Genomic DNA, 26,170 nt, shown 5'->3' on the forward strand with positions numbered 1-26,170 from the left:
TTCATGATGTCCAACGATCCTATTGTCATCGTCAGCGCCGTCCGTACCCCCATGGGCGGTTTCCAGGGCGAACTGAAAAGCCTCACCGCGCCGCAACTCGGTGCCGCCGCTATCAAGGCCGCCGTGGAGCGGGCCGGTATCGCGCCGGGTGCGGTTGAAGAAGTGCTGTTCGGTTGCGTGCTCGCCGCCGGCCTGGGCCAGGCACCGGCACGTCAGGCCGCGCTGGGCGCCGGGCTCGACAAGTCGACCCGCTGCACCACGCTCAACAAGATGTGCGGTTCGGGCATGGAAGCGACGATCCTGGCCCACGACATGCTCATCGCCGGCAGCGCCGAGGTGGTGGTGGCCGGCGGCATGGAGAGCATGTCCAACGCCCCGTACCTGCTGGATCGCGCCCGCGGCGGTTATCGCATGGGCCATGGCCGGGTGCTCGACCACATGTTCCTCGATGGCCTGGAAGACGCCTACGACAAAGGACGGCTGATGGGCACCTTCGCCGAAGATTGCGCCGAGGCCAATGGCCTGGGTCGCGAGGCTCAGGACGCCTTCGCCATTGCGTCCACCACCCGCGCCCAGCAGGCGATCAAGGACGGCAGTTTCGACGCCGAGATCGTGCCGTTGCAGGTCATGGTCGGCAAGGAACAAGTGACCATTCGCCACGACGAGCAGCCACCCAAAGCGCGGATCGACAAGATCGCCTCGCTCAAGCCGGCGTTCCGCGAAGGCGGCACGGTGACGGCAGCCAACGCCAGTTCCATTTCCGATGGTGCCGCTGCCCTGGTGCTGATGCGCCAGAGCCAAGCGGTGCAGCGCGGCCTCAAGCCTTTGGCGGTGATCCACGGTCATGCGGCGTTCGCCGATACCCCGAGCCTGTTTCCCACCGCGCCGATTGGTGCCGTGAAGAAACTGATGCAAAAGACCGGTTGGTCGCTGGACCAGGTCGACCTGTTCGAAGTCAACGAGGCCTTTGCCGTGGTGGGGCTGGTGACCATGGACAAGCTGGAAATCGCCCATGACAAGGTCAACGTTCACGGTGGCGCCTGTGTGCTGGGCCACCCGATTGGCGCGTCTGGCGCGCGGATTCTGGTGACTCTGCTGTCGGCCCTGCGCCAGAAAGGCTTGAAGCGCGGCGTCGCGGCCATTTGCATTGGCGGCGGCGAAGCCACGGCCATGGCCGTTGAATGTCTGTATTAAGGAACCACTATGCTCCCGACTGAAGAACAGACCCAAATCCGCGACATGGCCCGGCAGTTCGCCCAGGAACGCCTGAAACCGTTCGCGGCCGAGTGGGACCGCGAGCACCGTTTCCCCAGGGAAGCCATCGCTGAGATGGCCGAGCTAGGCTTTTTCGGCATGCTGGTGCCGGAGCAGTGGGGCGGCTGTGACACCGGTTACCTGGCCTATGCGATGACCCTGGAGGAAGTCGCCGCTGGCGATGGCGCCTGCTCGACCATCATGAGCGTGCACAACTCAGTGGGCTGCGTGCCGATCCTCAAGTTCGGCAACGATGAGCAGAAGGCGAAATTCCTCACGCCCCTGGCCAGCGGCGCAATGCTCGGCGCGTTTGCCCTGACCGAGCCCCAGGCCGGTTCGGACGCCAGCAGCCTCAAGACGCGGGCGCGCTTGGAGGGCGATCATTACGTGCTCAACGGTTGCAAGCAGTTCATCACCTCCGGGCAGAACGCCGGGGTGGTCATTGTCTTTGCGGTGACCGATCCGAACGCCGGCAAGCGTGGCATCAGTGCGTTCATCGTGCCGACCGATTCACCGGGCTACAGCGTGGCGCGGGTCGAAGACAAACTCGGCCAGCACGCCTCCGATACCTGCCAGATCCTCTTCGAGGAGGTGAAGGTGCCGGTGGGCAATCGCCTGGGCGAGGAGGGTGAGGGCTACAAGATCGCCCTGGCGAACCTGGAAGGTGGACGGGTGGGCATCGCGGCGCAAGCGGTGGGCATGGCCCGCGCCGCGTTCGAAGCGGCCCGGGACTATGCCAGGGAGCGCTCCAGTTTCGGCAAACCGATCATCGAGCACCAGGCCGTGGCGTTCCGCCTGGCGGACATGGCGACCCAGATCGCCGTGGCCCGGCAAATGGTGCACTACGCCGCCACCCTGCGGGACAGTGGCCAGCCTGCTTTGGTGGAGGCGTCCATGGCCAAGTTGTTCGCTTCGGAAATGGCTGAAAAAGTCTGCTCCATGGCGTTGCAAACCCTGGGCGGTTACGGTTACCTCAACGACTTCCCGCTGGAGCGCATCTACCGCGACGTGCGGGTCTGCCAGATCTACGAAGGCACCAGCGACATTCAGCGCATGGTCATTTCGCGCAATCTTTGAGTAGGAGCTGCCGCAGGCTGCGATCTTTTGATTTTGCTTTCGTTCAAGACTCAATTGGCGGGAAAAGATCGCAGCCTTCGGCAGCTCCTACAGGGCATCGAGTCAAATACAGCGTTTAACAGGAGTCCTGCATGAGCTATGAAACGATTTTATTGGAGATCAAGGACCGCGTCGGCTTGATCACCCTCAACCGTCCCCAGGCCTTGAACGCCTTGAATGCGCAGATCGTCAGCGAGCTGAACCACGCGCTGGATAGCCTGGAGGCGGATCCGAGCATTGGTTGTATCGTGCTGACGGGCTCGAAAAAAGCCTTCGCCGCCGGTGCCGACATCAAGGAAATGGCTGAGCTGACCTACCCGCAGATCTACCTGGACGACCTGTTCAGCGACAGCGACCGCGTGGCCAACCGCCGCAAGCCGATCATCGCGGCGGTGAACGGTTTTGCCTTGGGCGGTGGCTGCGAACTGGCGTTGATGTGCGACTTCATCCTGGCCGGCGACAATGCCAAGTTCGGCCAGCCGGAAATCAACCTCGGCGTGCTGCCGGGCATGGGCGGCACCCAGCGCCTGACCCGGGCGGTGGGCAAGGCCAAGGCCATGGAAATGTGCCTGACCGGGCGCTTTATCGACGCGGTAGAAGCCGAGCGCTGCGGTATCGTCGCGCGGATCCTACCGGCCGATGAACTGCTGGACGATGCGCTGAAAACCGCAGCGTTGATTGCCTCCAAGTCGGTGCCCATCAGCATGATGGTCAAGGAAAGCGTCAACCGTGCGTTTGAAGTCAGCCTGTCCGAAGGCGTACGTTTCGAGCGCCGGGTATTCCACGCGGCGTTCGCGACGCAGGATCAGAAAGAAGGCATGGCGGCATTCGTGGCCAAGCGCGCGGCGGAGTTTCAGGACAAGTAAGGCGGCGTTCCGACTGACGCCATCGCGAGCAAGCTCGCTCCCACAGGGTGCCGGAGGTGTACGCAGCATTTGCATACGCCACCAGCCCCTGTGGGAGCGGGCTTGCCCGCGAAGACGCCGGCACATTCAGCATAGAAGTGACTGACCCACCGCTTTCGCGAGCAAGCCCGCTCCCACAGTGGATCTCAGGTGTACGCGCCATTTGCGTACACCACTGGACACTGTGGGAGCGAGCTTGCTCGCGATGCTTTTTCCAGCCATCACACCAGGTAGTGTTTCAACTCCCGGGCGATGACCATTCGCTGGATCTCGCTCGACCCTTCATAGATCTGGGTAATCCGCGCGTCGCGGTAATAGCGTTCTACTGGGTAATCCTCAAGGTACCCGTACCCACCGTGAATCTGTATGGCCGAGGAGCAAACCTTCTCGGCCATTTCCGAGGCAAACAGCTTGGCTTGGGAGGCTTCCGACAGGCACGGCTTGCCGGCGCTGCGCAGGCGGGCGGCGTGGAGGATGAGCAGGCGGGTGGCGTTAATGCGGGTGTGCATGTCGGCCAGCAGGTTGGCGATGCTCTGGTGCTCGATGATCGGCTTGTCGAACTGGACGCGATCGCGTGCGTAGGCCAGCGCCGCTTCGAACGCCGCGCGGGCGATGCCCAAGGCTTGCGCCGCGATGCCGATGCGACCGCCTTCCAGGTTGGACAAAGCGATGGCCAGGCCTTTGCCTCGGGCGCCCAGCAGGTTGGCCTCGGGGACGGTGCAATTGCTCAAGGTGACCGCGCAGGTGTCCGAAGCGCGGATGCCCATCTTGTGTTCGGTGCGATCGACGATGAACCCGGGTGTATCCGTGGGCACCAGGAACGCCGAAATGCCTTTTTTGCCCAGCTCCGGGTCCGTCACCGCAAACACGATGGCCAGTTTCGCCCGTTTGCCGTTGCTGACGAATTGCTTGGCGCCGTTGATCACCCACTGGCCATCGCGCAGTTCGGCCCGGGTGCGCAGGTTGTGGGCTTCGGAACCGGCCTGGGGCTCGGTCAGGCAGAAGCAGCCAATGGCCTGGCCACTGGCAAGTTCGGCCAGCCATGTCTGTTTCTGTTCATCGGTGCCAAAATTCAGGACCGGCCCGCAACCCACCGAGTTGTGGATGCTCATCAGCGCCCCGGTGGCACCGTCGCCCGCGGAGATTTCCTCCACCGCCAGGGCATAGGCCACGTAATCGACGTAGGTGCCGCCCCATTCTTCCGGTACCACCATCCCCAACAGACCCAGTTCACCCATCTTTGCCACCAGGCCGTCGTCAATCCAGCCGGCTTTTTCCCACGCCTGGGCATGGGGAGCGATTTCACCACGGGCGAAGTCCCGGGCCATGTCGCGGATCATCACTTGTTCTTCGGTCAGTTCGAGGTCGTGCATGGCTCAGTTCCTGTGGTCGTCGAAGCCGTCGAAGAAACTCGCCACATGGTCGGCGTCCAGCGTCTCCAGGGTCGGCGGGTTCCAGCGCGGGTTCTTGTCTTTGTCGATCAGCAAGGCGCGCACGCCTTCGATCAGGTCACCGCGTTCGAACCATTGCCGGTCCAGGTGCAGCTCCAGGGCAAAACAGTCTTCCAGGCTCAGATGCCGACCGCGCCGCAGCATTTCCAGGGTCACGGCCATGGCCAGGGGCGAGCGACTGTCCAGCACGTCTGCGGTCTTCAGCGCCCATTCGTGGCTGTTGACGACGGTGACCTGGCGCAACTGCTCGACCATGCTTGGCACATCGGGCAGGGCAAAGAAATGGTCAATGGCCGGCCGCAAATCGGCCAGGGGGGGCGCAGGGAGCTGTTGCTGGCCGAGTTTGGCCAGCAGGCTTTGCAGGTCCTTGAGCGGCATGTCGTGCCACTCAAGTCGATCGAGACGCTCGTCGAGCTGCTTGAGCTTGTGGCTGTCGAGGTACCAGTCGGCGAGCCCGCAATACAATGCATCGGCGGCGCGGATCTGTACGCCGCTGACCCCCAGGTAGATCCCCAGCTCACCGGGAATGCGCGACAGGAAATAACTGCCGCCCACGTCCGGGAAATAACCGATGGCGACTTCCGGCATGCCCAGGCGACTGCGTTCAGTCACGATCCGCAGGTCGGCGCCTTGCACCAGGCCCATGCCGCCACCCAGCACGAAGCCGTCCATCAGGGCGAGGATCGGTTTGCGATAATGGTGGATCGTCAGGTCGAGGGCGTATTCTTCGACGAAGAAATCTTCATGCAGGGTGTCGCCCTGCTTGTGGCTGTCGTACAGCGAGCGGATATCACCGCCGGCGCAGAAGGCCTTGTCGCCCGCGCCACGCAGTACCACCGCGCGAATGTGTGGGTCGAGTGCCCAAGTATCGAGTTGTTGCTGCAAGCTGCGCACCATGCCCAGGGTGAGGGCATTGAGGCCGGCGGGGCGGTTCAGGGTCAAATGGCCAATGTGATTGCGAACGTCGACCAGCACCTCATTGGCCACGGTGTCCATGGCTGGCGCAGCTTGGGATGAAACCTGAGCTGTCATCGCTAACTCCCTGCTTTTATTGTTTTTTACGAATGGTGTCGCGCGTACCCGTTCAGGATCGTACCAGTGCAAATTTGCCTTGCACAACCGGGATACGTGCAGGTCCTGTCTGCATATTTATAGCAGCCACAGGCTCAACCGCGACCGGAAAGTACCTCCGCGATGCTGCGGCGCCTGGCATTTCGTTCGCTGGCCTGGATCAATTGTTCGAGATCTTGCGGGGTGACGTCGAAGAAGGCCTCCATTTCCGCCAGGGCCAATTTCAGGTCTTCGGCGGTGATGGCCTGTCGGTCGATGGGAGGGTGGTCAGCCGGTATGACGGCCGCCGGTTCGCTGGCGCGCTTGGGATAGCGCACCCGCGTCAGGTTGTTGTAGGCCAGCGCAAAGGCGAGTAGCCCGGAGCCGGCCAACATGGCCGCGCCGACCGCCTGCCAGTCCAGGGCAACGATGGACGGATCCGCCAGCACCAAGGTCGCCGCCAGGGCGCCTGCCGGTGGGTGCAGGCAACGCAGCCAGCACATCAACACCAGCGCCATGCCGGCCGCCAGGCAGGCGCTGCCCAGCGTCCGCCCCAATACATGGACCACCAGCAGTGCCACGACCGACGCACACAGGTAGCCGCCGACAATCGACCAGGGCTGGGCGAGGGCGCCCGAGGACACGGCAAACAACAACACGGCCGAAGCGCCGAGGGGGCCGATCAGGTGTTGCGCCACCTCAAGGCCAAAGACCTGGCCACATAGCCAGACACTGGACATCGTCCCCAGCGCCATGCCGATGGCGGCGCGACTCCATTCGCTGGGACGGGTATTGATAGCGGCGGGGACCCAGCGAGAAAGCATTTAGCGAGAATCCAAAAAACGAACAAAAAAAGGGGCTTACGGGAAAATTCCAGAAAGCCCTTTAAGTGTTCCAACAGTCGGGGGAGGAACGGTGCACAGTGTGCCGGTCACAACCCTTGCTTACAAATTCATATTAATGCTGGTTGAGTGCATTAATTTTGAGGTAACGGTCAGGCTCAAGCGCTTCTTGAGGCGGGGAACCACGTTTGCTGGGCAATGGGCAGGTTGCGTGACTGGCCGCGGCCCATCGGAAAATAGGTAAAGCCCTTGTCGGCCATGCGTTCCGGGTCGAACAGGTTGCGCCCGTCGAAAATCACCGGGGCCTTGAGTCGCTGCCGGATCAAGTCGAAGTCCGGTGCCTTGAAAGGCTGCCATTCGGTGCAGATGACCAGCGCATCGGCCCCTGGCAACACCGATTCCGGCGTGCCCATCAGCATGAGTCGGGTTTCGTCGGGATAGAGCAGTTGCGTCTGCTGCATCGCCTCGGGGTCAAAGGCGCGGACACTGGCTCCCGCAGCCCAGAGCGACTCCAGCAGGGTGCGGCTCGGCGCATCGCGCATGTCGTCGGTGTTGGGTTTGAAGGCCAGGCCCCACAGTGCGAAGGTCTTGCCGCGCAGGTCGCCCTGGTAGAACGCGTTGATCCGCTCGAACAGCTTGTGTTTCTGCCGACCGTTGATGGCTTCCACCGCTTGCAGCAGGTCACTGGAACAGTGAGCCTGCTCGGCGGTGTGGATCAGGGCGCGCATGTCCTTGGGAAAGCACGAACCGCCGTAGCCGCATCCCGGGTAAATGAAGTGGTAGCCGATGCGCGAGTCGGCGCCGATGCCCAGGCGCACGGACTCGATGTCGGCCCCCAGGTGTTCGGCCAGTTCGGCGATCTGGTTGATAAAGCTGATCTTGGTCGCCAGCATGCCGTTGGCCGCGTATTTGGTCAGCTCGGCGCTGCGCAGGTCCATGAACAGGACCCGGTCGTGGTTGCGGTTGAAGGGTGCGTACAGGTCGCGCATGGTTTCGCGCACTTCATCGCGCTCGCAGCCGATCACGATGCGATCCGGACGCCGGCAATCGGCGACGGCCGAGCCCTCCTTGAGGAATTCGGGGTTGGAGACGATATCGAACTGCAGCAAGCGACTGGCCTTGAGCAGGCATTTGTCGATGTGCGCCCGCAAAACGTCACCGGTGCCCACCGGCACGGTGGACTTCTCCACCACGATGAGCGGTTGCTCGCGGTAGCGCGCGACGGCCTCGCCAACGGCCAGCACCTGACTCAGATCGGCACTGCCATCGTCCCGGGAGGGCGTGCCCACCGCGATAAACAGCACCTGGCCGTGTTGCACGGCAAGCTGTTCATCACAGGTGAAGTGCAAACGCCCGGTCTCCAGCCCTTCGCGCACCAGCGCAGCCAGGCCGGGTTCGAAAATACTCACCTGGCCTTGCCGAAGGCTGTCGACCTTACGCTCGTCGATGTCCATGCACACCACGTCATGACCCACCTCGGCCAACACGGCGGCTTGCACCAACCCTACGTAACCACTTCCGAATACACTGATCTTCATGGTGGATTCCCTGGATCATTCCGAGCAAGCGACATGCACAACCAGCGTTCGCCGCAGTGCGCTTGGTTCAGAATAAGTCGGGGATGTTGCAGTTCACTTACAGCCCGCGGAAGTCTTGCCCCGCCAACCGGTATGCGACTGGCAATTGCGCGACGAACTCGCCGACCACTTCCCGGGTCAGGCTGACGATGTCTTCCACCCGCTCCATTCCGGCGCCGGTCCGCCAACTGGCGACGATGTCCATGACCGATGGCAGCGGCACGCCCTCCACCAAAGTCAGTGTGCCCTGGGCCAGTTCGCCGACCACCAGCGCCGCGGGCATGGCGCCGATGCCAAAGCCGTCGCGAACCAGGCGGGTGATCGCCGAGGCCGAGTTCACGCAGTTGATGCGGGGCGAGACGATGTTGGCCGAGTGCAGCAGGTTGAGGATGTCCTGGTGGGGTCGTGAATTGCGTGAAAATGTCACGATGCGTTCCTGGGACAGATCTTCCAGTGACCCATAGGCTCGGTCATAGGCGGAGCCGGTGCGCACCACCCAGTGCATCGGGTAACGGGTCAGCAACGCATTGCGCACGCTGTCCAGGCGCAGGATGTCGGTCTGGAAAATGATGTCCTGGTAGCCTTTTTCCAGCTGTGAGCAGAGGTTGCTCGCGGTGTCGGCCGACAGTTCGATTTCCAGGGCCGGGTAGCATTCCATCAGGCGTGTCACCAAGGGACTGAGCCAGGTGTGGATCACCGTATCCATCGCGCCGATTCGGATACGGCCGCGCACCTGGCGCGGGTCCTTGATCACGGCTTTCATGCTTTGCATGGTGTCCATGATGCGCTCGGCGTATTCCAGCACGCGCTGGCCCTCGGAGGTCAACGACACCCCTTTGGAGTCGCGCACGAACAGGCGCACGCCCATTTCGTCTTCCAGGGCGGCGATCCGGCTGGAAATGGAGGCCTGGGTGGTGAACAGCTTTTCCGCGGTGAGGCGAAAGCTCTTCAGGCGGGCCACCCAGACGAAGGTTTCGAGAAACTTGATGTTCACTGGGGGCGGCTCCTTGGAACAGTCATGGGAGCATAGAAACAGTGGCGACGGGAGTAACCCCACCCGGTGGGAGCAAGGCTTGCCCGCGATGAAGATGACGCGGTCTCCCTAGGAACCGAGGCCTTTGCATCGCGAGCAAGCTTTGCTCCCACAGAGAAATCCCCTCGCCACAATTGCCTAGGCTGGCTTCATTTTCTTCACCGCTCCGGTATTAGCCAAGCAGCGGACTACCTCTAGCAATTCGTCCAAATGCGGCACGGCCTTCAACGTGGTCGGGAAACGTGATGGCGCCAGTGTGCACAACCATGTCCAGAATAGCCGCCGCTGTAAAGGCCTGGTCCAGCAGGTGCGGGCGGTTGCCGTCCTTGGCACGGATGTACTGTTGAATCGAGAACTGAGCAGTATTCATCGTGTATCCCTTCAAGTCGCAAAGCAGCCTCGTTCGAGGCCTACAAATCACTGTTACATAAGTCCGTCACCAGCATGCAGCCCGGGGCATGGGTGATGCACAGCGGTGGGCGCGAGGCCTGGACCACCGATTGAGGCGTCACGCCGCAGGCCCAGAACACTGGGATCTCGTCCGCTTCCACCGGTACGGCATCGCCGTAGTCCGGCGTGGCCAGGGATTGAATGCCGATAAGTGAAGGATCGCCGATGTGCACCGGGGCGCCGTGGACATTGGGCATACGCCCGGTAATCTGGATCGCCTGGATGGCAGCGGCGGCTTTCATCGGCCGCATGGTCACCACCATCTTGCCAGACAGGCGGGCGGTGGGGCGCGTGTCGATGTTGGTCTGGAACATCGCGACATTGCGCCCCAGTTCAATGTGCCGCAAACGGATGCCGGCCTCCAGCAAGGGTTGTTCGAAGGAGAACGAGCAACCGAGGGCGAAGGCCACCAGGTCGTCCTGCCACAGGTGTTCGATGTCCACCGGCGATTCGCTCAATTTGCCGTGGCGATAGACCCGGTATTGAGGCACTTCATGACGGATATCGATGGCCGCGCCCAGGTTGCGGAAGAACGGATCCCCTGGCTCGGTCACGTCAAGCACCGGGCAGGCCTGGCGGTTGAGGGTGCAGTAGCGCAGGAACTCATTGGCCCAGTCGCCGGGCAGAATCACGATATTGGCTTGCACGCAACCCTGGCCCAGGCCGCTGGTATGGCCCTGGTACTGGCCGGCGGCGATGCTTTGGCGCAGGACGAGAGGCGTGCATTGCTGCAGTTGTTCGAAGGACGTCATCACGGGGTCTCCAAGTGTTCGTTCGCTACTTTGAGAACAGCGTGGTGAGGACGTCCAACAAGGAATATTGGTACCCCGCGACAACTAAAAGTTATTCGAGCGGCGCCTGGCTGTTCAGGCCAGGGGCGGCCACCATGCGCAAGGGCCCGATATCGACAGCGTATTGGCTGACCACCTGGCGGCTCATCTGGACGATGCTCTCGATCAACTCCAGGCCGACGCCGGCGCGCCAGGACGCAACGACGTCCAGTTGGGGCAGGGCGGTGCCGGGTTCGAGCTGGATCAATTCGCCGCTGGCCAGGGGCTTGGTCACCAGTGCGGCCGGTAAGGCCCCGATGCCGAAACCGTCACGAATCAGCCGGGTCATGGCCGAGACCGAATTGACGCAACTGACCCGCGGCGCACTCACGCCATGGGCGTACAGCAGATTCAGCACGTCTTGATGCGGGCGCGAATGCTTGACGAAGGTGATGATGCGCTCGCTGGCCATCTCCACCAACGACCCATAGGGTCGGGCATAGATCGATTGGCTGGCGGCGATCCAGTGCATGGGATAGTGCCCCAGTTCCAGGTTGCGCACGCTTTCGTGGCGCACCAGATCGGTCTGGAACACGATGTCCAGGTAGCCTTTCTGCAATTGCTCACAGAGGTTGCGTGCGGCATCGGCGGTGATTTCGATTTCCACGGCGGGGAAGGCCTGCATCAGCATCGACATCAATGGGCTGAGCCAGGTATGGATCACCGTATCCATCACGCCGATGCGCACCAGGCCTTGCTGCGGCGTGCTGGTGTCCAGTGATTGCTTCAACGCCCGTTGGACGTCGAGCATCTGTTGCGCGTAGTCGAGCACCTTGAGGCCTTCGGGTGTCAGCGAGACCCCGCGCGAATCCCGCACGAACAGGCGCAGGCCCAGTTCCTCTTCCAGTGACGCGATCCGGCTGGAGATCGCCGCCTGGGTGCTGAACATTTTCTCGGCGGTGAGGCTGAAGCTTTGCAGCCGAGCGACCCAGACGAAGGTTTCGAGGAATTTGAGGTTCATGAAGGCTCTCTGGGGGGCGTTTGGTTCTTATGATTGCAATTGTTACTCCAGATCGGGCTATCGGGCGCATCAAATTTTCTTATGCCCGATCCGGCTTTTTTCCCGTTTGACGCTGCGCGGATCCGGCACCAAGAATCCGCTCCACGACGCAGCCCCACTGCGCCGGTATCCCCATGACAACAATAACGAGGCGTGCGCACAGCCCCTGGTGGGTTCGCTCGCGCCCATAAAAGGAGCGCGCCATGCAACATGCCACATTCCCTCGATGGACCTGCACCTCGGCGGGCACCTTGCTCGGCCTGAGCCTGATCGGCGTGCCGTGCGCCCAGGCTGACTTCATCGCCGACAGCAAAGGCAGCCTGGAGGCCCGCAACTTCTACTTCAACCGCGACTTTCGCCAGGAAGGGGCGCGGGACAAGGCCGAGGAATGGGCCCAGGGCTTCCTGCTGCGGATGGAATCGGGATACACCGCCGGGACTGTGGGTTTCGGCCTCGATGCCTTGGGCATGGCCGGTTTCAAGCTGGACTCCGGCGGCGGCACGGCCGGCACCAATCTGTTGCCGGCGGATTTGTCAGGCGGCTCCCAGGACCGTTATGGCGAATTGGGTCTGACCGCCAAGGTGCGCCTGTCCAATAGCACCTTGAAACTGGGGACGTTGCAGATCAAGGACCCGGCGGTGAGCTCCAACGATACGCGCCTGTTACCGGGAACGTTCAAGGGTGGGTTACTGAGCGTGCAGGAAGTCGATCGTTTGAAGTTGACCGCTGGGCAACTCACGCAGATCAACTTTGTCGACTCCACCGACTACCAGGACATGACCGCCAACCGCATCGGTGGCAGCAGTGACCAGTTCCAGTTCGCCGGGGCGGACTATCAGTTCCTGCCGAACCTTACGGCGCAATACCGCTATAGCCAGTTGCAGGATATTTACCAGCAAAACTACCTCGGGTTCGTCCACACCCTGGACCTGGGCGCAGGCCAGTCATTCAAGAGTGACGTGCGTTATTCTCGCAGCACCGAAGACGGCAGCTTCCGCGATCTCGACAACCAGGCCTTCGGCGCCTTGTTCACCTACAGCCTGGCGGGCCATGCCGTGGGCCTGGGCTACCAGCGCATGAGCGGCGACGATCCGTTCCCCTACATCGGCCGCAGCGATCCGTACCTGGTCAACTTCGTGCAGATCGGCGACTTCGCCAACATCGACGAGCGTTCCTGGCAAGCGCGTTATGACTACAACTTCGCGGCCATTGGCGTACCCGGGCTGACCTTCATGACTCGATACATCACTGGCGACAACGTCCAGCGCAGCACCGCAGGCGAAGGCAAGGAATGGGAGCGCAACACGGACATTGCCTATGTGGTGCAAGACGGCACGTTGAAGGGCCTGGGCTTGAAATGGCGCAACGCGACGGTGCGCTCGAATTTTGGCAATGACCTGGATGGGAATCGGCTGATCGTCAGCTATACGCTGGCGCTGTGGTAAAGATATTCCGGTAACACCGAAGGGGGGACCGTCGAGTCGCTAACGCCATGACGGGGATTGCTCGGCCACCAGAAGCAATGACTGCGGCACCGGGCTTTGCGGGTGCTGCGGCTCCTGCAGGCCCACCAGTCGAAAACCAGCCATGTCCAAGGCATTGAGCCAACTGGACAAGGTGCGGAAGTACCACGGCATCGGCTGCCATTGGCCTTTGAACCCATCGAAGGTCTCTTCCCGCCAGCCGTCCTGATAATTACCCGCCGCCACGGTCCAGGGATGCAACGTCTGGATCACCAGTGCACCGCCAGGGCTGAGTAAAGCGTTCATGGCGGCGAGCAGCGGGATGATGTCCTGATGCAACAGGGCGAAGTTGGCGCAGACCAGGTCGTAGCCGCTGCCGACGTCCACCTTCGTCTCTACCAGTGCTTCATAGCTTGCCAGATGCACCGGCGAGGATCCCGACGCCCGGGCCGCATCGACCAAGGTCGCGTCGCCATCCACACCCACCGCCTCGACGCCCCGTTCAGCCAGCGCCCGCAACAACCAACCTTCGCCACAACCCAGATCCAGCACGCGCTCGGGCTGACGGCTCAGTACCGCCAGCAGCATGGCCTGGTCGGTGACCGTCTGACGGCTTTCGATGGCGCCGGTGCGGATGGCTTCGATCCAGGCTTGGGCATTGTGGTGCCAGCTTTGGAGGAGGGTGGTTTCGGAGAGCGACATTGATCCAGCTCCGGCAATAGGTCGAATAAGCATAGGACAACGGCTGGCGCAGGGGCGTCGCAGGTCAAAACGGTCGGTCAAGAAACAACAGGCGTGCCGCCAGCGCTGCCATGACCCCGGCAAAACCATAGGTGCCCAGGCGTCTTGAAATCCCGCCGCTTGCCAGTTTTGCCCTGAGCTGTGCGGCGCAAACACCCAGCAGCGTATGGAAGACCAGAGCAATCAGTGCCAGCAAGGCTCCGAGGAAGATCAACTGCAGGCTCACGCCGCCAGCCTTGACGTTGACGAACTGGGGCAGGAACACCATGAAGAACAACAGCGCCTTGGGATTCAAGAGGCTGTTGAGGGCACCTCGGCAGAAAATTTTCCACAGCGAAGCCGCCTGAAGCTGGCTATCCTGCGTCGCTGCCGGCGTTCTCAGTGCTTGCCAGGCCAGCCACAGCAGATAGCCGGCCCCGGCCAGGCGTAGCACGTCGAACGCTGGCGCCCAGCTCATGACCAGCGCGCCAATGCCAGCACTGACCATCAGCGTCATCAGCGCGTCCGAAAAGGCAATGCCGAGGGCGGCCGCGACGCCGACACGCCAGCCGTGGGCCAATGCATGACTGGTGACAAAGGCCATGTTGGGCCCCGGGACGATCAGCAGAAGCACGACAGCGACCACGAACAGGTAGAGATTGGCGGTATCCGGCATCGGGATCACTCCGTGGGATGAGCCACGACAGTAAGCGAAGGGCGAGGAGGGCGTCAGTTACAGTCCGGGCTTATCTGATAGCAACAGTGACACTGCGGATCAGTAAAGCGAATGCCTCAATGACCTCGTCTTCGCCATGCCGCCCCCGTACCAACGCGCCGGACAGGGCTTCTCCCGCGCCAACCAGGCCAATGCAGCATCGCTCGAGTTCGTCCGCTGACCACGTCGTATGAGGTTCGAGCACAGACATGAACATCTGCACACAGTTATCCAGAAGCTCCTGGAACACCGCCGCCTTCTCCTCGCTGCCCGCCAGGGCTGCACCCACGGCATGGAATTCGTCGGTGTTATCGGCCGCGCAATGAATGTAGGCGCTGGCCAGGACTAGCGCCGTCTCTTCCAGGCTCCGCGCAGTCTTGGACATGGCGTCACGGAAAGCGGTGACCCGCTCGGTATCGATCCACTTGTAGAGCTCGATCAACAGGCCCGAGCGGGTGCCGAAATGATCGTAGACCACCGGTTTGGATACGCCGGCGCGAACGGCCAGATGCCCCAAGGTCAAGCGATCCGCGTCTTCCTCGCGCACGATCAATAACGCGGTATCCAGCAACTGTCGCCGCCGTTCGGCTTTCGAAAGCCGGCGAGGAGGGGAGCTGATAGCGCTTTGCTCAGTGTTGTTCTGCACGTTTTCGTTCCTGGTTGATAAAAACCTACCAATGGTAGGTTGAAGTGCGTGATGTTGTGCTAGCTTACCTACTGAAAGTAGGTTTAAACCAGAGGCAAGGAGAACACACTATGTCACTTGATCCTATCTTGCTAATGGGCGGTTCTGGCGCCATTGGCCACCACACCGCCCGGGCGCTGCGCGCCGCTCATCCCGACGTACCCCTGTTGATCGGTGGTCGCGACCTTGCCAAGGCTCAGCGTGCCGCGGAGCACATTGGCCGGGCGCAGGGCGTGGTGATTGATTCCGCCGCAGACGACCTGGGCCTCGGCGATCGCCCGATCAGCGCCGTCGTGGTCTTTTATATGGACCACGCTATTGCCGGGTTGCGGTTTGCGCAGAAACGCGGCGTGCCGCATCTCAGCATTTCCTCCGGTGTTTTCGAGATCGCGCCGGAAATCGGGATGTACATGCACAGACCTGATGCCTCGCCCATTGTCCTGGGTTACGAATGGATGGCAGGCGCGACAACAGTGTCGACACTGAGCATTGCCCAGGCATTCAGCCGAGTCCACGATATCCGTATCAACGCGCTGGTCGATGAGCAGGACACCGGCGGCCCGACCGTCGCCACCGACTTTGAACACTTGAACAAAATGCTGCCTGCCGCGCTGACACGACGCGACGATGTGTTCGTCTGGCGCGAAGGGGAGGAGTCCAAGGCCAGATTCCATGCGGTGGATGGTACGCAAATCGAGGCTTGGGGCTTCTCGTCCATTGATGTCGTTGGCCTGGCGGCGGCGACGGGTGCACCGAATGTCCAGTTCAACATGGCCACCGCGGTGAGCTCAAGCCGACGCCAGGGTAGGCCGATGTCCACCGAGATCATCATTGAACTGGTTGGCGATGACCTCAAGGGCGAACCGCTGCATACACGTCATGCGGTCATCCACCCGGCAGGCGCTGCGCCCTTGACTGGCCTGAGCGTCGCCATGACTCTGGAACGGCTGCTCGGGTTGGACGGCCAGCCACCGACTCCGCCAGGGCTTTATTTCCCTTATCAACTGTTGGACGCCAGCGCGTATCAGGAGCGTTTGAAGAAGGAGGGCGGTGAGTTGCGCAAGCTGCAGGAGTAATGACCTGCGCAGTCCCGAGCCAGGCGGCCCGCGGTGGCTAGCGTCCAAGCAGCGCCCGAACCCGCTTGGCAATGGCAAGGCAAGAGGTCAACCCGGGCGATTCGATCCCGAACAGATTGATCAATCCCGGAACGTTATGCAGCCGTTCACTGCTGATGAGAAAGTCGCTGGCAGGTTCGCCTGGTGCGGAAATTTTCGGGCGAATCCCGCTGTACCCGGGTTGCAAGCTGTTGTCCGATAAACCGGGCCAGTAGCTGCGAATCGCTGCATAGAAGGCATTGGCCCGCGATGGATCGACCTGATAGTCCTCGGTCTCGACCCATTCGGTGTCCGGGCCGAAACGCGCTTGGCCGCCCAGGTCCACGGTCATGTGAACCCCGAGGCCGGCGGCCTCCGGCGCGGGGTAGATGAGATGTGTGAAGGGCGCACGCTTGGCCAGGCTGAAGTAGCTGCCTTTGCACAGGTAATCCCGGGGTACCGTTTGTTGCGCCAAGCCCTCCATGCGCCTGGCTAATGCAGGCGCTTTAAGGCCGGCCGCGTTGATCAGCAGGCGGCAGGACAGCGCCATCGGTGCCGCCCCTGCGACATTGAGAAGGAAACCGTCAGCGGTGACCCGGGCGCTGATCAGGGGCGAGTAGAACGCGATGGTGGTGCCCATCGCTTCAGCATCGCCCTGCAACGCCAACATCAACGCATGGGAATCGACGATGCCGGTCGACGGCGAATACAACGCTGCGATGCATTCAAGCGCAGGCTCCAGCGCGAGGGCCTGATCACGATCGAGCAGGCGTAGATCCTCCACGCCATTCATCCGTCCTCGCTCGAGCAAGACTTCCAGTTGGCGAACTTGCGCTTCATCCTTGGCGACGATCAGCTTTCCTGTTTTACGGGTGCTAACGCCATGGCTATCGCAGTAGGCATAGAGTGCATGCCTGCCCTCGACGCACAACTGGGCCTTAAGACTGCCGGGCGGGTAGTAGATCCCGGCATGGATCACCTCGGAATTACGCGAGCTTGTGCCAATACCAATCGCTTCTCCGGCTTCAATCACCAGCACCTCATGACCTGCCAGGGCCATTTCCCGCGCGACGGCAAGACCGACGACACCCGCACCCACGACTACGCAATCGATATCGACACTCACCGTCATGGCTCCTTTCAATTGCATCTCTGTGCTTATTCCTTACGCAACAGCACCCTGGTCACTCGACGTTCTTCAACCTCCATCACGGTCATGCTCCATCCTTGGCAACTGAGCGTGTCGCCAATGATCGGTAAGCGATCCAGCAGGCTCATCACCAAACCAGCCAGCGTCTGGTAATCCTCTGTCGCTTTCGCCTGGAAGCCGATATGTTCGCGGACCTGACTGAGATTCAGGGCGCCGCTGACCAGGAAACCTTCTTGCTGGGGAACAATGTTCGGGCCTTCGATTTCACTGGCATCCGGCAGTTCACCTGCAATGGATTCCAGGATGTCAGTCATGGTGAGGAGGCCGACGAAGTCACCGAACTCGTTCACCACGAACGCGATGTGGGTCGACTCTTTACGCATTTGCTCCAGTGCATTGAGGATCGTGAAGCTGTCGAGCAGGTTGATGGCTTTGCGCGCCATGACTTCCAGGTTCGGCTGATTGCCCGCCAGTATTTCCTTGAGCAGTTCTTTCTTATGGACAAAGCCTAGCGGCTCATCCACGCGCCCTTCGCGGATCAACGGCAAACGCGAGTAAGAAGAGTGCATCAATGCCGTACGGATTTCTTGCGGAGCGTCTGCCACGTCAAGGTGGTCAATTTGCGCACGAGGCGTCATCACGCTGCGTATCGGGCGCTCGGCCAATTGCAGCACGCCACTGATCATGACCCGTTCGCGCCGATGGAAAACCTGCTCCGGCTCATCCCCTTCCAGCATGTCGGCGATGTCCTCGCCGACTTCATCGGCCCCCAGCTTCTGACCGCCCAGCAGGCGCAACACCGCATGGGCAGTACGCTCGCGCATCGGTCGAAGACCTTGCAGGCTTTTCTTGCGACGCGAGCGCGCCAACTGGTTGAACAGCTCGATCAGGATCGAGAAACCAATCGCGGCGTACAAGTAGCCTTTCGGGATGTGGAAGCCCAGTCCTTCAGCCGTCAGGCTGAAGCCGATCATCATCAGGAAGCCCAAGCACAGCATGATGACGGTAGGGTGGCCGTTGACGAATTTTGTCAGCGGCTTGCTCGCGATCATCATCAAGCCGATCGAGAACATCACCGCGATCATCATGACCGACAGGTGCTCCACCATCCCCACGGCCGTGATCACCGCATCCAGGGAAAAGACCGCGTCCAGCACCACAATCTGCGCAACGATAGGCCAGAACAGCGCATAGGCGGCATTGCCGGAACGTTGCGCCACGTGGCCCTCGAGTCGTTCATGCAACTCCATGGTCGCCTTGAACAACAGGAACACACCACCGAATAGCATGATCAAATCCCGGCCCGAGAACGTCTTGCCGAAGACCTCGAACAGCGGGTTGGTCAACGTCACCATCCAGGAGATGCTGGCGAGGAGGCCAAGGCGCATCAGCAACGCCAGGGACAGGCCGATGATACGGGCACGGTCGCGCTGCTCGGGCGGAAGTTTGTCGGCCAGGATGGCGATGAATACCAGGTTATCGATGCCGAGCACCAGCTCCAGCACGATCAACGTCAGCAGGCCCAGCCATGCCGTGGGGTCAACGATCCATTCCATGGATTATTCGCTCCCTCGGACGGTCAATGCGAGGGCCCGGGGCTGCAACGAGCGTATGCAGGCCGCTGGGGCACAGGAGAGAAAACGATTCTTTGAAAGGCGACTGGGAGGTTCCTGGAGGGTGTTCATACAGACCTGGAAATGATTGGGGAAGAAATCCTACAACGGTTTCCAATACTTCATACGGGACGATTTATTACAGGATCTGACAAGGGAGACTGATGAGAACGGTGTGTCGACATGTCTCCTTGGAGATATCGGCAACCTGATGTTCCAGGAAGCTTTTGCCAATTAACGCAGTTCAGAGTCGCTGTCGCGTATGGAAGTTTTAACCCGTGGCTGACAGGTCGTCGTCAGCATGCTGAACTGGCCTCAAAGCGTGAGCCATTCGTTCAGCCAGAACCTGGTAAGGCGCCGCATTTACCGTCGTGGCCGACAGCGGCAGCACAGCGAAAAAGCCTGCACAGGGCGTCACCTGGGCTGATCATTGGCTACACATAATGTATATTATGTTAAACGATGTGTTTATCCCGACCTCCGCTACATTGCCGCCCTCACAAAGCTGACGTCTATAAGGCGTTCGCCATGGTCTTGGCCTGAAATCTACTGCGGCCAGATGAGCGTTGAGACTGATGGCTGGATGCTCACGTTCTACATCTTAAAGCTAGAAAACCGTGGTAAAACCTCTGCCTCAAACCTCATCAAGGCACGCTATTCATGAAAGAGCTACGGACAGCAGCTGAAGTCCTTGAGCGTCTGAGCCATAACAAAGACGCTTTGCGGGCCGCAGTCGAAGAATTAGTCAAATGGGTTGGTGATCGAGGAGCCACCAGCCTGAAGCCCTAGTCTGACGAAGCGCCAACAGCTGAAGAACAGCAGCCACGGCGAGGATTGTTTCTACTCGTTCTTACGGGATTTTTTTCCGGCCACACTACAGGTGACTCCAACATGAATTTCGCAAACATTGATTCTCCGGAGCAGCTTGAGGCGCTCGGTACGGTCGAAGAGGTAAGGCTCGCCCTTGAACAGTTCGCTAGCCCATTCAAGGTTCAAGCACAGAGCTATGAGGAGCTGATGCCCTATGTTATGAGAGTACAGCCCTGGAGCCCCCCCCACTCTGGTCACTTTGTCAGCCGACAGGCTGAGGTCATTTTCTTCCTGACCATGCTTACTGGAAAGACCAGGAATGACTTCCTTGAGGTCAAAGATGAGTACTTCCGTGATCATGAGGCTGCCAAGCGATGGTTCAGAAGACTGGCCAACATAGTGCATCCCGATAAGACCAATGGTGACAGCGAAGCCTTTAAGGCACTCACGAAACTGTACGAGGAAATAACCTACGTGGGAGCTGATGACGATGAGTGATAATAACAATAAATCCCCAGTCATTTTCCCGGTATCGGCCTTGAATCTTAATCTTCCAGAACCATCAGATCTGGTCGATCCGAAAGCAGCCACGCGTATTCAAAAAGCAGTAAAGACTCATGTTGTCTATACGCCTGAAGGCGAGCTATTGATCAACAAAAATTGCCTCAAGACGCTACTTCAGACAGATCAGGCTGGCGCCAACTTGGTAGTTGCTAACCTCCCGCCTGAACAAAAAATGGAGAACGGCAATGACCATTACGTCAAGAGCGCGCCAATCAACCAAGAGCTGTCGCGACGGATTCAAGAGCCTAGGGACGCCCAGCAGTTGCAAGGGCTAAAATATTCCGAGGCCTGCTTAAACACTGCCCGAGATAACCCTGAGCTTGAGGTTCGGCGACTCGTGCTTGAGTCCCGGAATGAGAAGACTATGCCTGCTGTCAAAAAAGTTGTGAAACAGGAAGCGACCGGATGCCTATCTGGTCAGCCGTTGCAGCCGAACGCTGAAGTCCACCACAAGGAGCGAGTCGCGGATCAACCACGCAAAAGCGTTGACCCAAATAACATGGTCGCAGTCAATCCCGAGGTTCACTCGACAATCCATAATGCGCAGGCCCATTCTCCAGCTGCACTTGAAGAGTTGGCCAAGCAGCAAGGATGGCCAGCGTCCTCAGAGGGTGATCCCGCAAAGCCATAGAAGACAAACTGGAGGTACTCAGTTAGAGGCATCATTTGATGCCCTTTTATTGGAGTATGATTGGTCTTACAAGACTTAACGGATGAAGGTCGTATTGGTTCTGTCTACAAACCCACGCAGCTTATCGGCAACCGTCTCCAACTCGGCCTTGAGCCCTGGCCCTCTTGGGATAAATCGTTTTCTAAAAGCAGTGACTTGTTTGTCCAAGGTGTTAGCAGTTGAAGGAAACGTGGCGGCGAACAACTTGAATGTGGTCACTGCGTCCAAGCCAATTGGACCTTGCTGTGCAGTAAAAGGTACGGCGTATTGCTCAACGGCAAGGCCAAACCTTCTATTCGAGCTCGCGATGACGGGCGCTAACATTACCCACGCGTGCGGTAGATCTTTCAGGGATTTTTTATTGATGACATGATCCGCATCCAGTGTCGAGTCAAATGGCTTGAGCAGGTGGCTGTCTTTAATGGCAGCCTGTTCAGAGGAAGAAGCAATCTGACAGCGCGCGGCCATGGCTCTGAAAATTTTAACCAGCTTCGCGCGGCGACCTGGGGATACTTTTTTACGGATGGCACCCGCTTCCACAGAAGCTGCGACTCGCTCGTAAACAATCGCAGCACGCCCCTGCACTTCAAATAGCTTTCGATCATCGCGTAGGTAATTCAACCAAGCCAGCAGTGCCACTCTGTATTTTGACGACGTGGCTTTGACCCAGATAAATGAGCTGCCTCTCAAGTTAAACGAGCTATTGCCCACGCCATGCGTCATGAACGCAGGATTTGATGGGGTGCCAACAGACACTTTGATCAGCTCGTTTAATTTTGCCCATTTAAAAAACTGCTTGGTGGTACTGAAGGCCCCAGGAAGCGCACCGAATGAATCACCCTCCTCCACTGCCACCTGAACGGAAGTCTGAAAGTTTAAATAACAATAGGCGTGATGATCCCACCTGCCTCCATTCGCCAAGGCCACGCTCTCCATAAACTCAACCAGGGACTGCGTTAGTACAGATGCCATGTAGATATATCACCTAATATGTTTAGCTTGAGGTGAATATATGCCAAATTTTATGAAATGCCTATAGCCACAATCGGCATTCAACGGGTGCCCTCCAAGAGTAACGCATCTAAGCATGCCAGCATGCATGCTTAGTGTCTTGGCATTATCCGCCAAAACAGCGTGGGCGCTTGCCCTAGATACATTTATATTGGCCATATTTAATCAGGAGTTCAGGGTGAGATGTAACAGTGTTCACCCAAGACGGCCCACACGAGGATATTTGGTGCTTCCAGCTCGAAAGAACCTCATGCAACTTGCAGACATGACTTGCGCCAGGTAAAACGCCGCTCATCATGGACAGAGTCGCAATGGCAGTCCTTTCTCCAGGTCTGTCGAAGCGTTTCCCGGCGGCGGTTCGTGAGTAGACCGGTTAGTTTATCGGGGGTACGTGAATGACTGATCCGTCCACACGATGTTTAAGTACGCATAAACCCACCCCCACCCTTGATGGCTCAACGCTATCTGTCGATAATCCCCCTCTCTAAAAAAGCACATAAGGATTTGCTGTGAAGAAGCTCTACCTGGCTCTACCGTTCTGCGCATTGCTGCTCCAGGGCTGCGGCGTGACCATGACCCGCTATGAACCCAATTTCCAGAACGTTCAGCAGCTCAAGAAAAATGAGCCCATGCAGTCCCTGCGCGAGACGCAGGTGAATGCCGATACGGGTCAAGGGTCGCTGATGGTGCGTCTGAACCCGATTTCTTCGCCCGTGGGCAGCATTCCACTGCACATCCAAGCCGCGATCAACGATGAGCTGCGTCAGGCTGGTCTGTTGGATCCTCGTGCTGATCGGCAGCTGCAGGTTCAGTTGGTCAAGAGCCAGCTCACCGCCGGCGCGGGCACTGGGCACGGCGAGCTGGCTGCACGCTTCACCCTGCGTAAAGGTGATCAGGTTTTGTACGAAACCACCAAAGACGTGCAGCGTGAGTGGGACAGTAGCTTCTTCGGTCCGATCGCCATTCCGGCGGCGGCTAACAACTACAACCCTATGCTGCAAGATCTGCTCAGGAGCTTGTACAACGACCCACAGTTCACTCAAGCGTTGAAGTGATCAAAAAAAAAAAGAGCCGCGACTGCGGCTCTTTTTCTATCGGTCTCAACCCCGTGGGATGTGGGTATCGACAGCGGAATATTTCATGCGGTTGTTGTCGACCCAGTTCTTCAGCAGCGCATTGACCTGGCGATTGAAGGTGTCAGTGATGGCAGCCTTGGGGGTGTTACCCGCCAGCGGCAGGAACCAGATACCCATCCAAGTGTTGACCGCGTCATGATTGCTGGTCTTGCCCAACGGCTGGCCCTGATTGTCCAAGGTTTCCAGGCTCACGGTGTACTGGTCGGTTGCCAGCGCAGGAATGACCGTGAACGTGAGGCCGCTGATGAACGCCCAGACCATTTGTCCACCGCCTGGCGCATGGTTGTAGACCTTCAGGCGAAGGCTGTAGTCGCCGGGTTGCTTCTGGAACTCGTCGAACACTACACGCCCGAAAAGCCCTGATTCATCGAAGGCTCGCTTCAGATCGGGCTTGAGCATGTCACGGGCCTGAGGCACCTCGGTGGCTTTGGCATTGTCGGGTTCGCCCTGATAGAAATCGAAGTCGACATAGACGTTCGGTTTGTTCGAATAGCTGGCCATCGAAGGCAGATTCACGGGGGCGACTTCATCTTTGGTGAAACTGGCGCATCCACTGAGGCTCAAGGCCAAGGCAAGGCCTATGGCTTTTCCAAATTGCATATCGACTTCCTTGCTTAAGGTATTGATGCCGCTCACAGAGAGGGGGACGAATTCTAGCGATATTCGCTTGAAATCAAAAGGCCATCACTCTCTGCCCTCGCCCGCGTTTTTCCATTGACGAGGCTGAGGGATGAGCTGGAGCGACCGAGCGCGTTCGGCCTGCTAAAGGGGCGCGACTCGCGATCACCCGCTAAACAGTCGGCATCCGGTGTAACGAAGGTTGTTGGACAGGCATCTGCTGCCAAGCCAGCTGCGCCTGAACAATGGCGACCGCCTCCAGCACTTTATGGGCCCAGCCGTCATCTTCCGGATGCACCACGACAACACGAAAGCCATGGTCATCACCTTCAATCTGTACGCCTTCGGAATCATCGACATGCAAGTCGATATCGAACGCCGGCGGATACTTCGAGGGTGTGTTCGACAGCCCATGGTCCGTTAGCGCCTGATTGTGCAGCACGCTGTTGACCACACCGTCGACGCGGATGCCGTAGAGCAACAGCCAACGCCGGATGTAGGACGGCGTACGGCCGGACGATGTATAGACCCAGATGCTGCAGTCCTGGCGGCGCAGCTCTCGGATCAGGGAGCGTGTCCCCCTGCGCAATGGCTCACCCAGCCAGCGATGAACACAGGCCGGCAATCGGCTTTGTTCGACTTCGCAGTGGTGGAGTTGGCAGGCGAGCGTGTCATCGATATCAAACGAAATGCGTATGCGCGGCCGCCTGGATATCTGCATCGGGATGGCGCAGCGGATGGCCTGCCCTGCCCGGCTGCCGAAGGTTTTGCATTTGGCGAGCGCTGAGTTCCCGCTCATCAATGGCCACCCTGAGAGAGGGGCAAAGACTTGCCCTTGAGGAAGAACTTCATCGGGTCAGGCGCTTGTTCTTCCAGGAAGGCTGCGTATTTTTTCTTGATCTTGGGCAGTTCGTACAACGCCTTGACTCCATGTTTGGCAGAGTTGCGTATAACCGATGACGGGTTGAAGTAGCCTTTGGCGTTTTCCAGCGTCAACACGAAGGGCGGCAAGCCCGCACGCATGAGCAGGTAGCTGACGATGAGCGACCCACTGCGGTTGTTCCCTTCAATGAACAACTGCGGCTTGCTGAGAATGCGCACATAGACGCCAGCCGCACGCTTCCAGACGGATTCGCTGCGGTACGCGCAATACCAATTGAACAAGTCCTTGATGCCTCCCTCAACGTTGTTGAAGAAATGCGCCTCGGTCGCGGCCAGGTGCTGGGCGTATTCCAGGCGGCGCGTCGGGTCTCGGCCACAAAGCACCGTGGCGTTGATCTCGAGCATCAGGTTCAGGTGCTGAAGGTCGAACAGATCGACGCCGCGGGCAACATAGTCGTCAATCAACGCGTAGCCTTCAAGCACGTTGTGCAGTACTTCGTCAGTCAAGGGGTCGCGTGGCTCCGTGAAGTGCCGGCTGAGCTCGGCGAAGCGGTGTTGCACTTCGCGTAGTGCATGTTCAATCGCAGGCAAATCAAGGCGATGCGTAGCAGGCATTGGTGCTCCTTGGAAACGCTTGGTAAATGTCTACCGGATGCCCGCCAAATCCATTTGGCTTCTGCAGGTATGCGGCCTTGACCGGATGTATGGTTAGCTGAACTTGCCGCTGATGTAGTCACCGGTCATCTGTTCACGTGGGTTGTCGAAAATCTGCGTCGTCGGGCCCATTTCAACCAGATAGCCAGTACGCGTGCCCTGGGAAATATCCACCGAGAAGAACGCAGTGGTGTCAGCGACACGGATGGCTTGCTGCATGTTGTGGGTGACCAGCGCGATGGTGTAATCCTTCTTCAACTCGACCATCAATTCCTCGACCCGCCGGGTAGCGATCGGGTCGAGTGCCGAACAGGGCTCATCCAGCAGCAGGACTTCCGGCTCGGTGGCGATGGCGCGGGCGATGCACAGGCGTTGTTGCTGGCCGCCGGAGAGCGACAGGCCGCTGACCTTGAGCTTGTCCTTGACTTCATCCCACAGGGCGGCGCCTTGCAGCGCATGCTTGACCCGATCGCCTATATCGCCTTTGTAGCGGTTGAGGCGCAGGCCAAACGCGACGTTGTCGAAGATGCTCATCGAGAACGGGTTCGGCTGCTGGAACACCATGCCGATGTAACGGCGCACGACCACCGGGTCAACGCCCTTGCCGTAGACATCTTGCCCAAGGAAGTGCACGTGGCCTTCGAAACGGAAGCCTTTCACCAGATCGTTCATCCGGTTCAGGCTGCGCAGCACGGTACTCTTGCCGCAGCCGGATGGCCCGATGAAACCGGTGATCTTGTTTTTCTCGATCGGCACATGGCTGTCACGTACCGCCATGAAGTTGCCGTAGAAAATCTTGTCCAGTTTGCAGTCCATGACTACAGGTGCCTGGGTGACAAACGGAGCGGCTATTTGCGCAGTGGATACGTTCAAGATC

The 26,170-nt window shown here is 59.5% G+C and carries 26 protein-coding genes; 8 read left to right on the forward strand and 18 right to left on the reverse strand.

All coding sequences use genetic code 11. The annotated features are described in order from the left end of the window. Positions 1-6: 6 nt before the first annotated feature. The 3 genes from BLP82_RS00585 to BLP82_RS00595 all read left to right on the forward strand — a co-directional run bounded on the left by BLP82_RS00585 (position 7) and on the right by BLP82_RS00595 (position 3,236). Entirely contained in the window at positions 7-1,194 is a 1,188-nt protein-coding gene (locus BLP82_RS00585) for an acetyl-CoA C-acyltransferase (protein ID WP_092165001.1), read from the forward strand. Positions 1,195-1,203: 9 nt separating this feature from the next. Then, positions 1,204-2,331, forward strand: coding sequence for an acyl-CoA dehydrogenase (locus tag BLP82_RS00590; protein ID WP_092164472.1), 1,128 nt, complete (start codon positions 1,204-1,206; stop codon positions 2,329-2,331). A gap of 131 nt (positions 2,332-2,462) precedes the next feature. Beyond that, positions 2,463-3,236: an enoyl-CoA hydratase gene (locus tag BLP82_RS00595; protein ID WP_092164473.1), complete on the forward strand. Its 774-nt coding sequence runs from the start codon at positions 2,463-2,465 to the stop codon at positions 3,234-3,236. A 260-nt stretch (positions 3,237-3,496) separates the two neighbouring features. Here the strand turns inward: BLP82_RS00595 and BLP82_RS00600 are convergent, their stop codons facing one another. From BLP82_RS00600 to BLP82_RS00635, 8 genes are all read right to left on the reverse strand, one after another. After that, positions 3,497-4,648 carry an acyl-CoA dehydrogenase family protein gene (locus BLP82_RS00600; RefSeq protein ID WP_092164474.1) on the reverse strand — a complete coding sequence of 384 codons (1,152 nt, stop codon included), beginning with the start codon at positions 4,646-4,648 and terminating at the stop codon, positions 3,497-3,499. Positions 4,649-4,651: 3 nt separating this feature from the next. Then, positions 4,652-5,758: an enoyl-CoA hydratase/isomerase family protein gene (locus BLP82_RS00605; protein WP_092164475.1), complete on the reverse strand. Its 1,107-nt coding sequence runs from the start codon at positions 5,756-5,758 to the stop codon at positions 4,652-4,654. A 134-nt stretch (positions 5,759-5,892) separates the two neighbouring features. Then, complete coding sequence (locus tag BLP82_RS00610) at positions 5,893-6,600, reverse strand: HPP family protein (protein ID WP_092164476.1); 708 nt, start codon at positions 6,598-6,600, stop codon at positions 5,893-5,895. 176 nt (positions 6,601-6,776) lie between these two features. Next, positions 6,777-8,156: a UDP-glucose dehydrogenase family protein gene (locus BLP82_RS00615; RefSeq protein ID WP_092164477.1), complete on the reverse strand. Its 1,380-nt coding sequence runs from the start codon at positions 8,154-8,156 to the stop codon at positions 6,777-6,779. 97 nt (positions 8,157-8,253) lie between these two features. Beyond that, entirely contained in the window at positions 8,254-9,189 is a 936-nt protein-coding gene (locus BLP82_RS00620; protein WP_092164478.1) for a LysR family transcriptional regulator, read from the reverse strand. A gap of 211 nt (positions 9,190-9,400) precedes the next feature. After that, positions 9,401-9,598 (reverse strand): hypothetical protein, encoded by a 198-nt coding sequence (locus tag BLP82_RS00625; RefSeq protein ID WP_139197788.1) that lies wholly within the window; start codon positions 9,596-9,598, stop codon positions 9,401-9,403. Positions 9,599-9,638: 40 nt separating this feature from the next. Beyond that, on the reverse strand, positions 9,639-10,430 hold the full coding sequence (locus BLP82_RS00630) for a putative hydro-lyase (protein WP_092164479.1): 792 nt from the start codon (positions 10,428-10,430) through the stop codon (positions 9,639-9,641). Between the two features lie 91 nt (positions 10,431-10,521). Next, positions 10,522-11,469: a LysR family transcriptional regulator gene (locus tag BLP82_RS00635; protein WP_092164481.1), complete on the reverse strand. Its 948-nt coding sequence runs from the start codon at positions 11,467-11,469 to the stop codon at positions 10,522-10,524. A gap of 242 nt (positions 11,470-11,711) precedes the next feature. Between BLP82_RS00635 and BLP82_RS00640 the strand changes: the two genes are divergently transcribed. Beyond that, entirely contained in the window at positions 11,712-12,953 is a 1,242-nt protein-coding gene (locus BLP82_RS00640; protein WP_092164483.1) for an OprD family porin, read from the forward strand. 39 nt (positions 12,954-12,992) lie between these two features. On the opposite strand, the gene BLP82_RS00645 is transcribed toward BLP82_RS00640, so the two are convergent. The 3 genes from BLP82_RS00645 to BLP82_RS00655 form a co-directional block, all read right to left on the reverse strand. Beyond that, positions 12,993-13,673: a class I SAM-dependent methyltransferase gene (locus BLP82_RS00645; protein WP_092164485.1), complete on the reverse strand. Its 681-nt coding sequence runs from the start codon at positions 13,671-13,673 to the stop codon at positions 12,993-12,995. Positions 13,674-13,737: 64 nt separating this feature from the next. Then, positions 13,738-14,367 (reverse strand): LysE family translocator, encoded by a 630-nt coding sequence (locus tag BLP82_RS00650; protein WP_092164491.1) that lies wholly within the window; start codon positions 14,365-14,367, stop codon positions 13,738-13,740. A gap of 70 nt (positions 14,368-14,437) precedes the next feature. Further along, positions 14,438-15,052, reverse strand: a complete 615-nt coding sequence (locus BLP82_RS00655; RefSeq protein ID WP_170842249.1) for a TetR/AcrR family transcriptional regulator — start codon at positions 15,050-15,052, stop codon at positions 14,438-14,440. Between the two features lie 110 nt (positions 15,053-15,162). Here BLP82_RS00655 and BLP82_RS00660 point away from each other — a divergent pair, with 110 nt between their 5' ends. Continuing rightward, the gene (locus tag BLP82_RS00660) at positions 15,163-16,167 is read left to right on the forward strand and encodes an NAD(P)-dependent oxidoreductase (RefSeq protein ID WP_092164492.1); all 1,005 of its coding nucleotides are present in this window, start codon (positions 15,163-15,165) and stop codon (positions 16,165-16,167) included. 37 nt (positions 16,168-16,204) lie between these two features. Here the strand turns inward: BLP82_RS00660 and BLP82_RS00665 are convergent, their stop codons facing one another. Together BLP82_RS00665 and BLP82_RS00670 are read right to left on the reverse strand one after the other, a co-directional pair. Next, positions 16,205-17,311 (reverse strand): NAD(P)/FAD-dependent oxidoreductase, encoded by a 1,107-nt coding sequence (locus tag BLP82_RS00665; RefSeq protein WP_092165005.1) that lies wholly within the window; start codon positions 17,309-17,311, stop codon positions 16,205-16,207. Between the two features lie 32 nt (positions 17,312-17,343). Further along, complete coding sequence (locus tag BLP82_RS00670) at positions 17,344-18,891, reverse strand: TerC family protein (protein ID WP_092164493.1); 1,548 nt, start codon at positions 18,889-18,891, stop codon at positions 17,344-17,346. A 948-nt stretch (positions 18,892-19,839) separates the two neighbouring features. Here BLP82_RS00670 and BLP82_RS00675 point away from each other — a divergent pair. Together BLP82_RS00675 and BLP82_RS00680 are read left to right on the forward strand one after the other, a co-directional pair. Then, positions 19,840-20,256, forward strand: a complete 417-nt coding sequence (locus BLP82_RS00675) for a hypothetical protein (RefSeq protein WP_092164494.1) — start codon at positions 19,840-19,842, stop codon at positions 20,254-20,256. Then, positions 20,249-20,953, forward strand: coding sequence for a hypothetical protein (locus BLP82_RS00680; RefSeq protein ID WP_139197789.1), 705 nt, complete (start codon positions 20,249-20,251; stop codon positions 20,951-20,953). The genes BLP82_RS00675 and BLP82_RS00680 overlap by 8 nt, the downstream gene beginning before the upstream one ends. A 75-nt stretch (positions 20,954-21,028) precedes the next feature. Here the strand turns inward: BLP82_RS00680 and BLP82_RS00685 are convergent, their stop codons facing one another. Continuing rightward, positions 21,029-21,964: a hypothetical protein gene (locus BLP82_RS00685; RefSeq protein ID WP_092164496.1), complete on the reverse strand. Its 936-nt coding sequence runs from the start codon at positions 21,962-21,964 to the stop codon at positions 21,029-21,031. Positions 21,965-22,512: 548 nt separating this feature from the next. On the opposite strand from BLP82_RS00685, the gene BLP82_RS00690 reads away from it, so the two are divergent. After that, positions 22,513-23,058 carry a hypothetical protein gene (locus tag BLP82_RS00690; RefSeq protein WP_092164497.1) on the forward strand — a complete coding sequence of 182 codons (546 nt, stop codon included), beginning with the start codon at positions 22,513-22,515 and terminating at the stop codon, positions 23,056-23,058. 45 nt (positions 23,059-23,103) lie between these two features. On the opposite strand, the gene BLP82_RS00695 is transcribed toward BLP82_RS00690, so the two are convergent. The 4 genes from BLP82_RS00695 to pstB all read right to left on the reverse strand — a co-directional run bounded on the left by BLP82_RS00695 (position 23,104) and on the right by pstB (position 26,109). Further along, positions 23,104-23,739 carry a hypothetical protein gene (locus BLP82_RS00695; RefSeq protein WP_092164498.1) on the reverse strand — a complete coding sequence of 212 codons (636 nt, stop codon included), beginning with the start codon at positions 23,737-23,739 and terminating at the stop codon, positions 23,104-23,106. A 190-nt stretch (positions 23,740-23,929) separates the two neighbouring features. Next, positions 23,930-24,556: a hypothetical protein gene (locus BLP82_RS00700; RefSeq protein WP_371914088.1), complete on the reverse strand. Its 627-nt coding sequence runs from the start codon at positions 24,554-24,556 to the stop codon at positions 23,930-23,932. Next, the gene (locus BLP82_RS00705) at positions 24,556-25,254 is read right to left on the reverse strand and encodes a hypothetical protein (protein ID WP_092164499.1); all 699 of its coding nucleotides are present in this window, start codon (positions 25,252-25,254) and stop codon (positions 24,556-24,558) included. Before BLP82_RS00705 ends, BLP82_RS00700 begins: the two co-directional genes overlap by 1 nt. A 93-nt stretch (positions 25,255-25,347) precedes the next feature. After that, positions 25,348-26,109, reverse strand: coding sequence for a phosphate ABC transporter ATP-binding protein PstB (gene pstB / locus BLP82_RS00710; protein ID WP_025214260.1), 762 nt, complete (start codon positions 26,107-26,109; stop codon positions 25,348-25,350). Positions 26,110-26,170: the final 61 nt, after the last annotated feature.

It is taken from the genome of Pseudomonas sp. NFACC37-1 (genome assembly GCF_900101575.1).
GTDB classification, from domain to species: Bacteria; Pseudomonadota; Gammaproteobacteria; order Pseudomonadales; family Pseudomonadaceae; genus Aquipseudomonas; species Aquipseudomonas fluorescens_AA.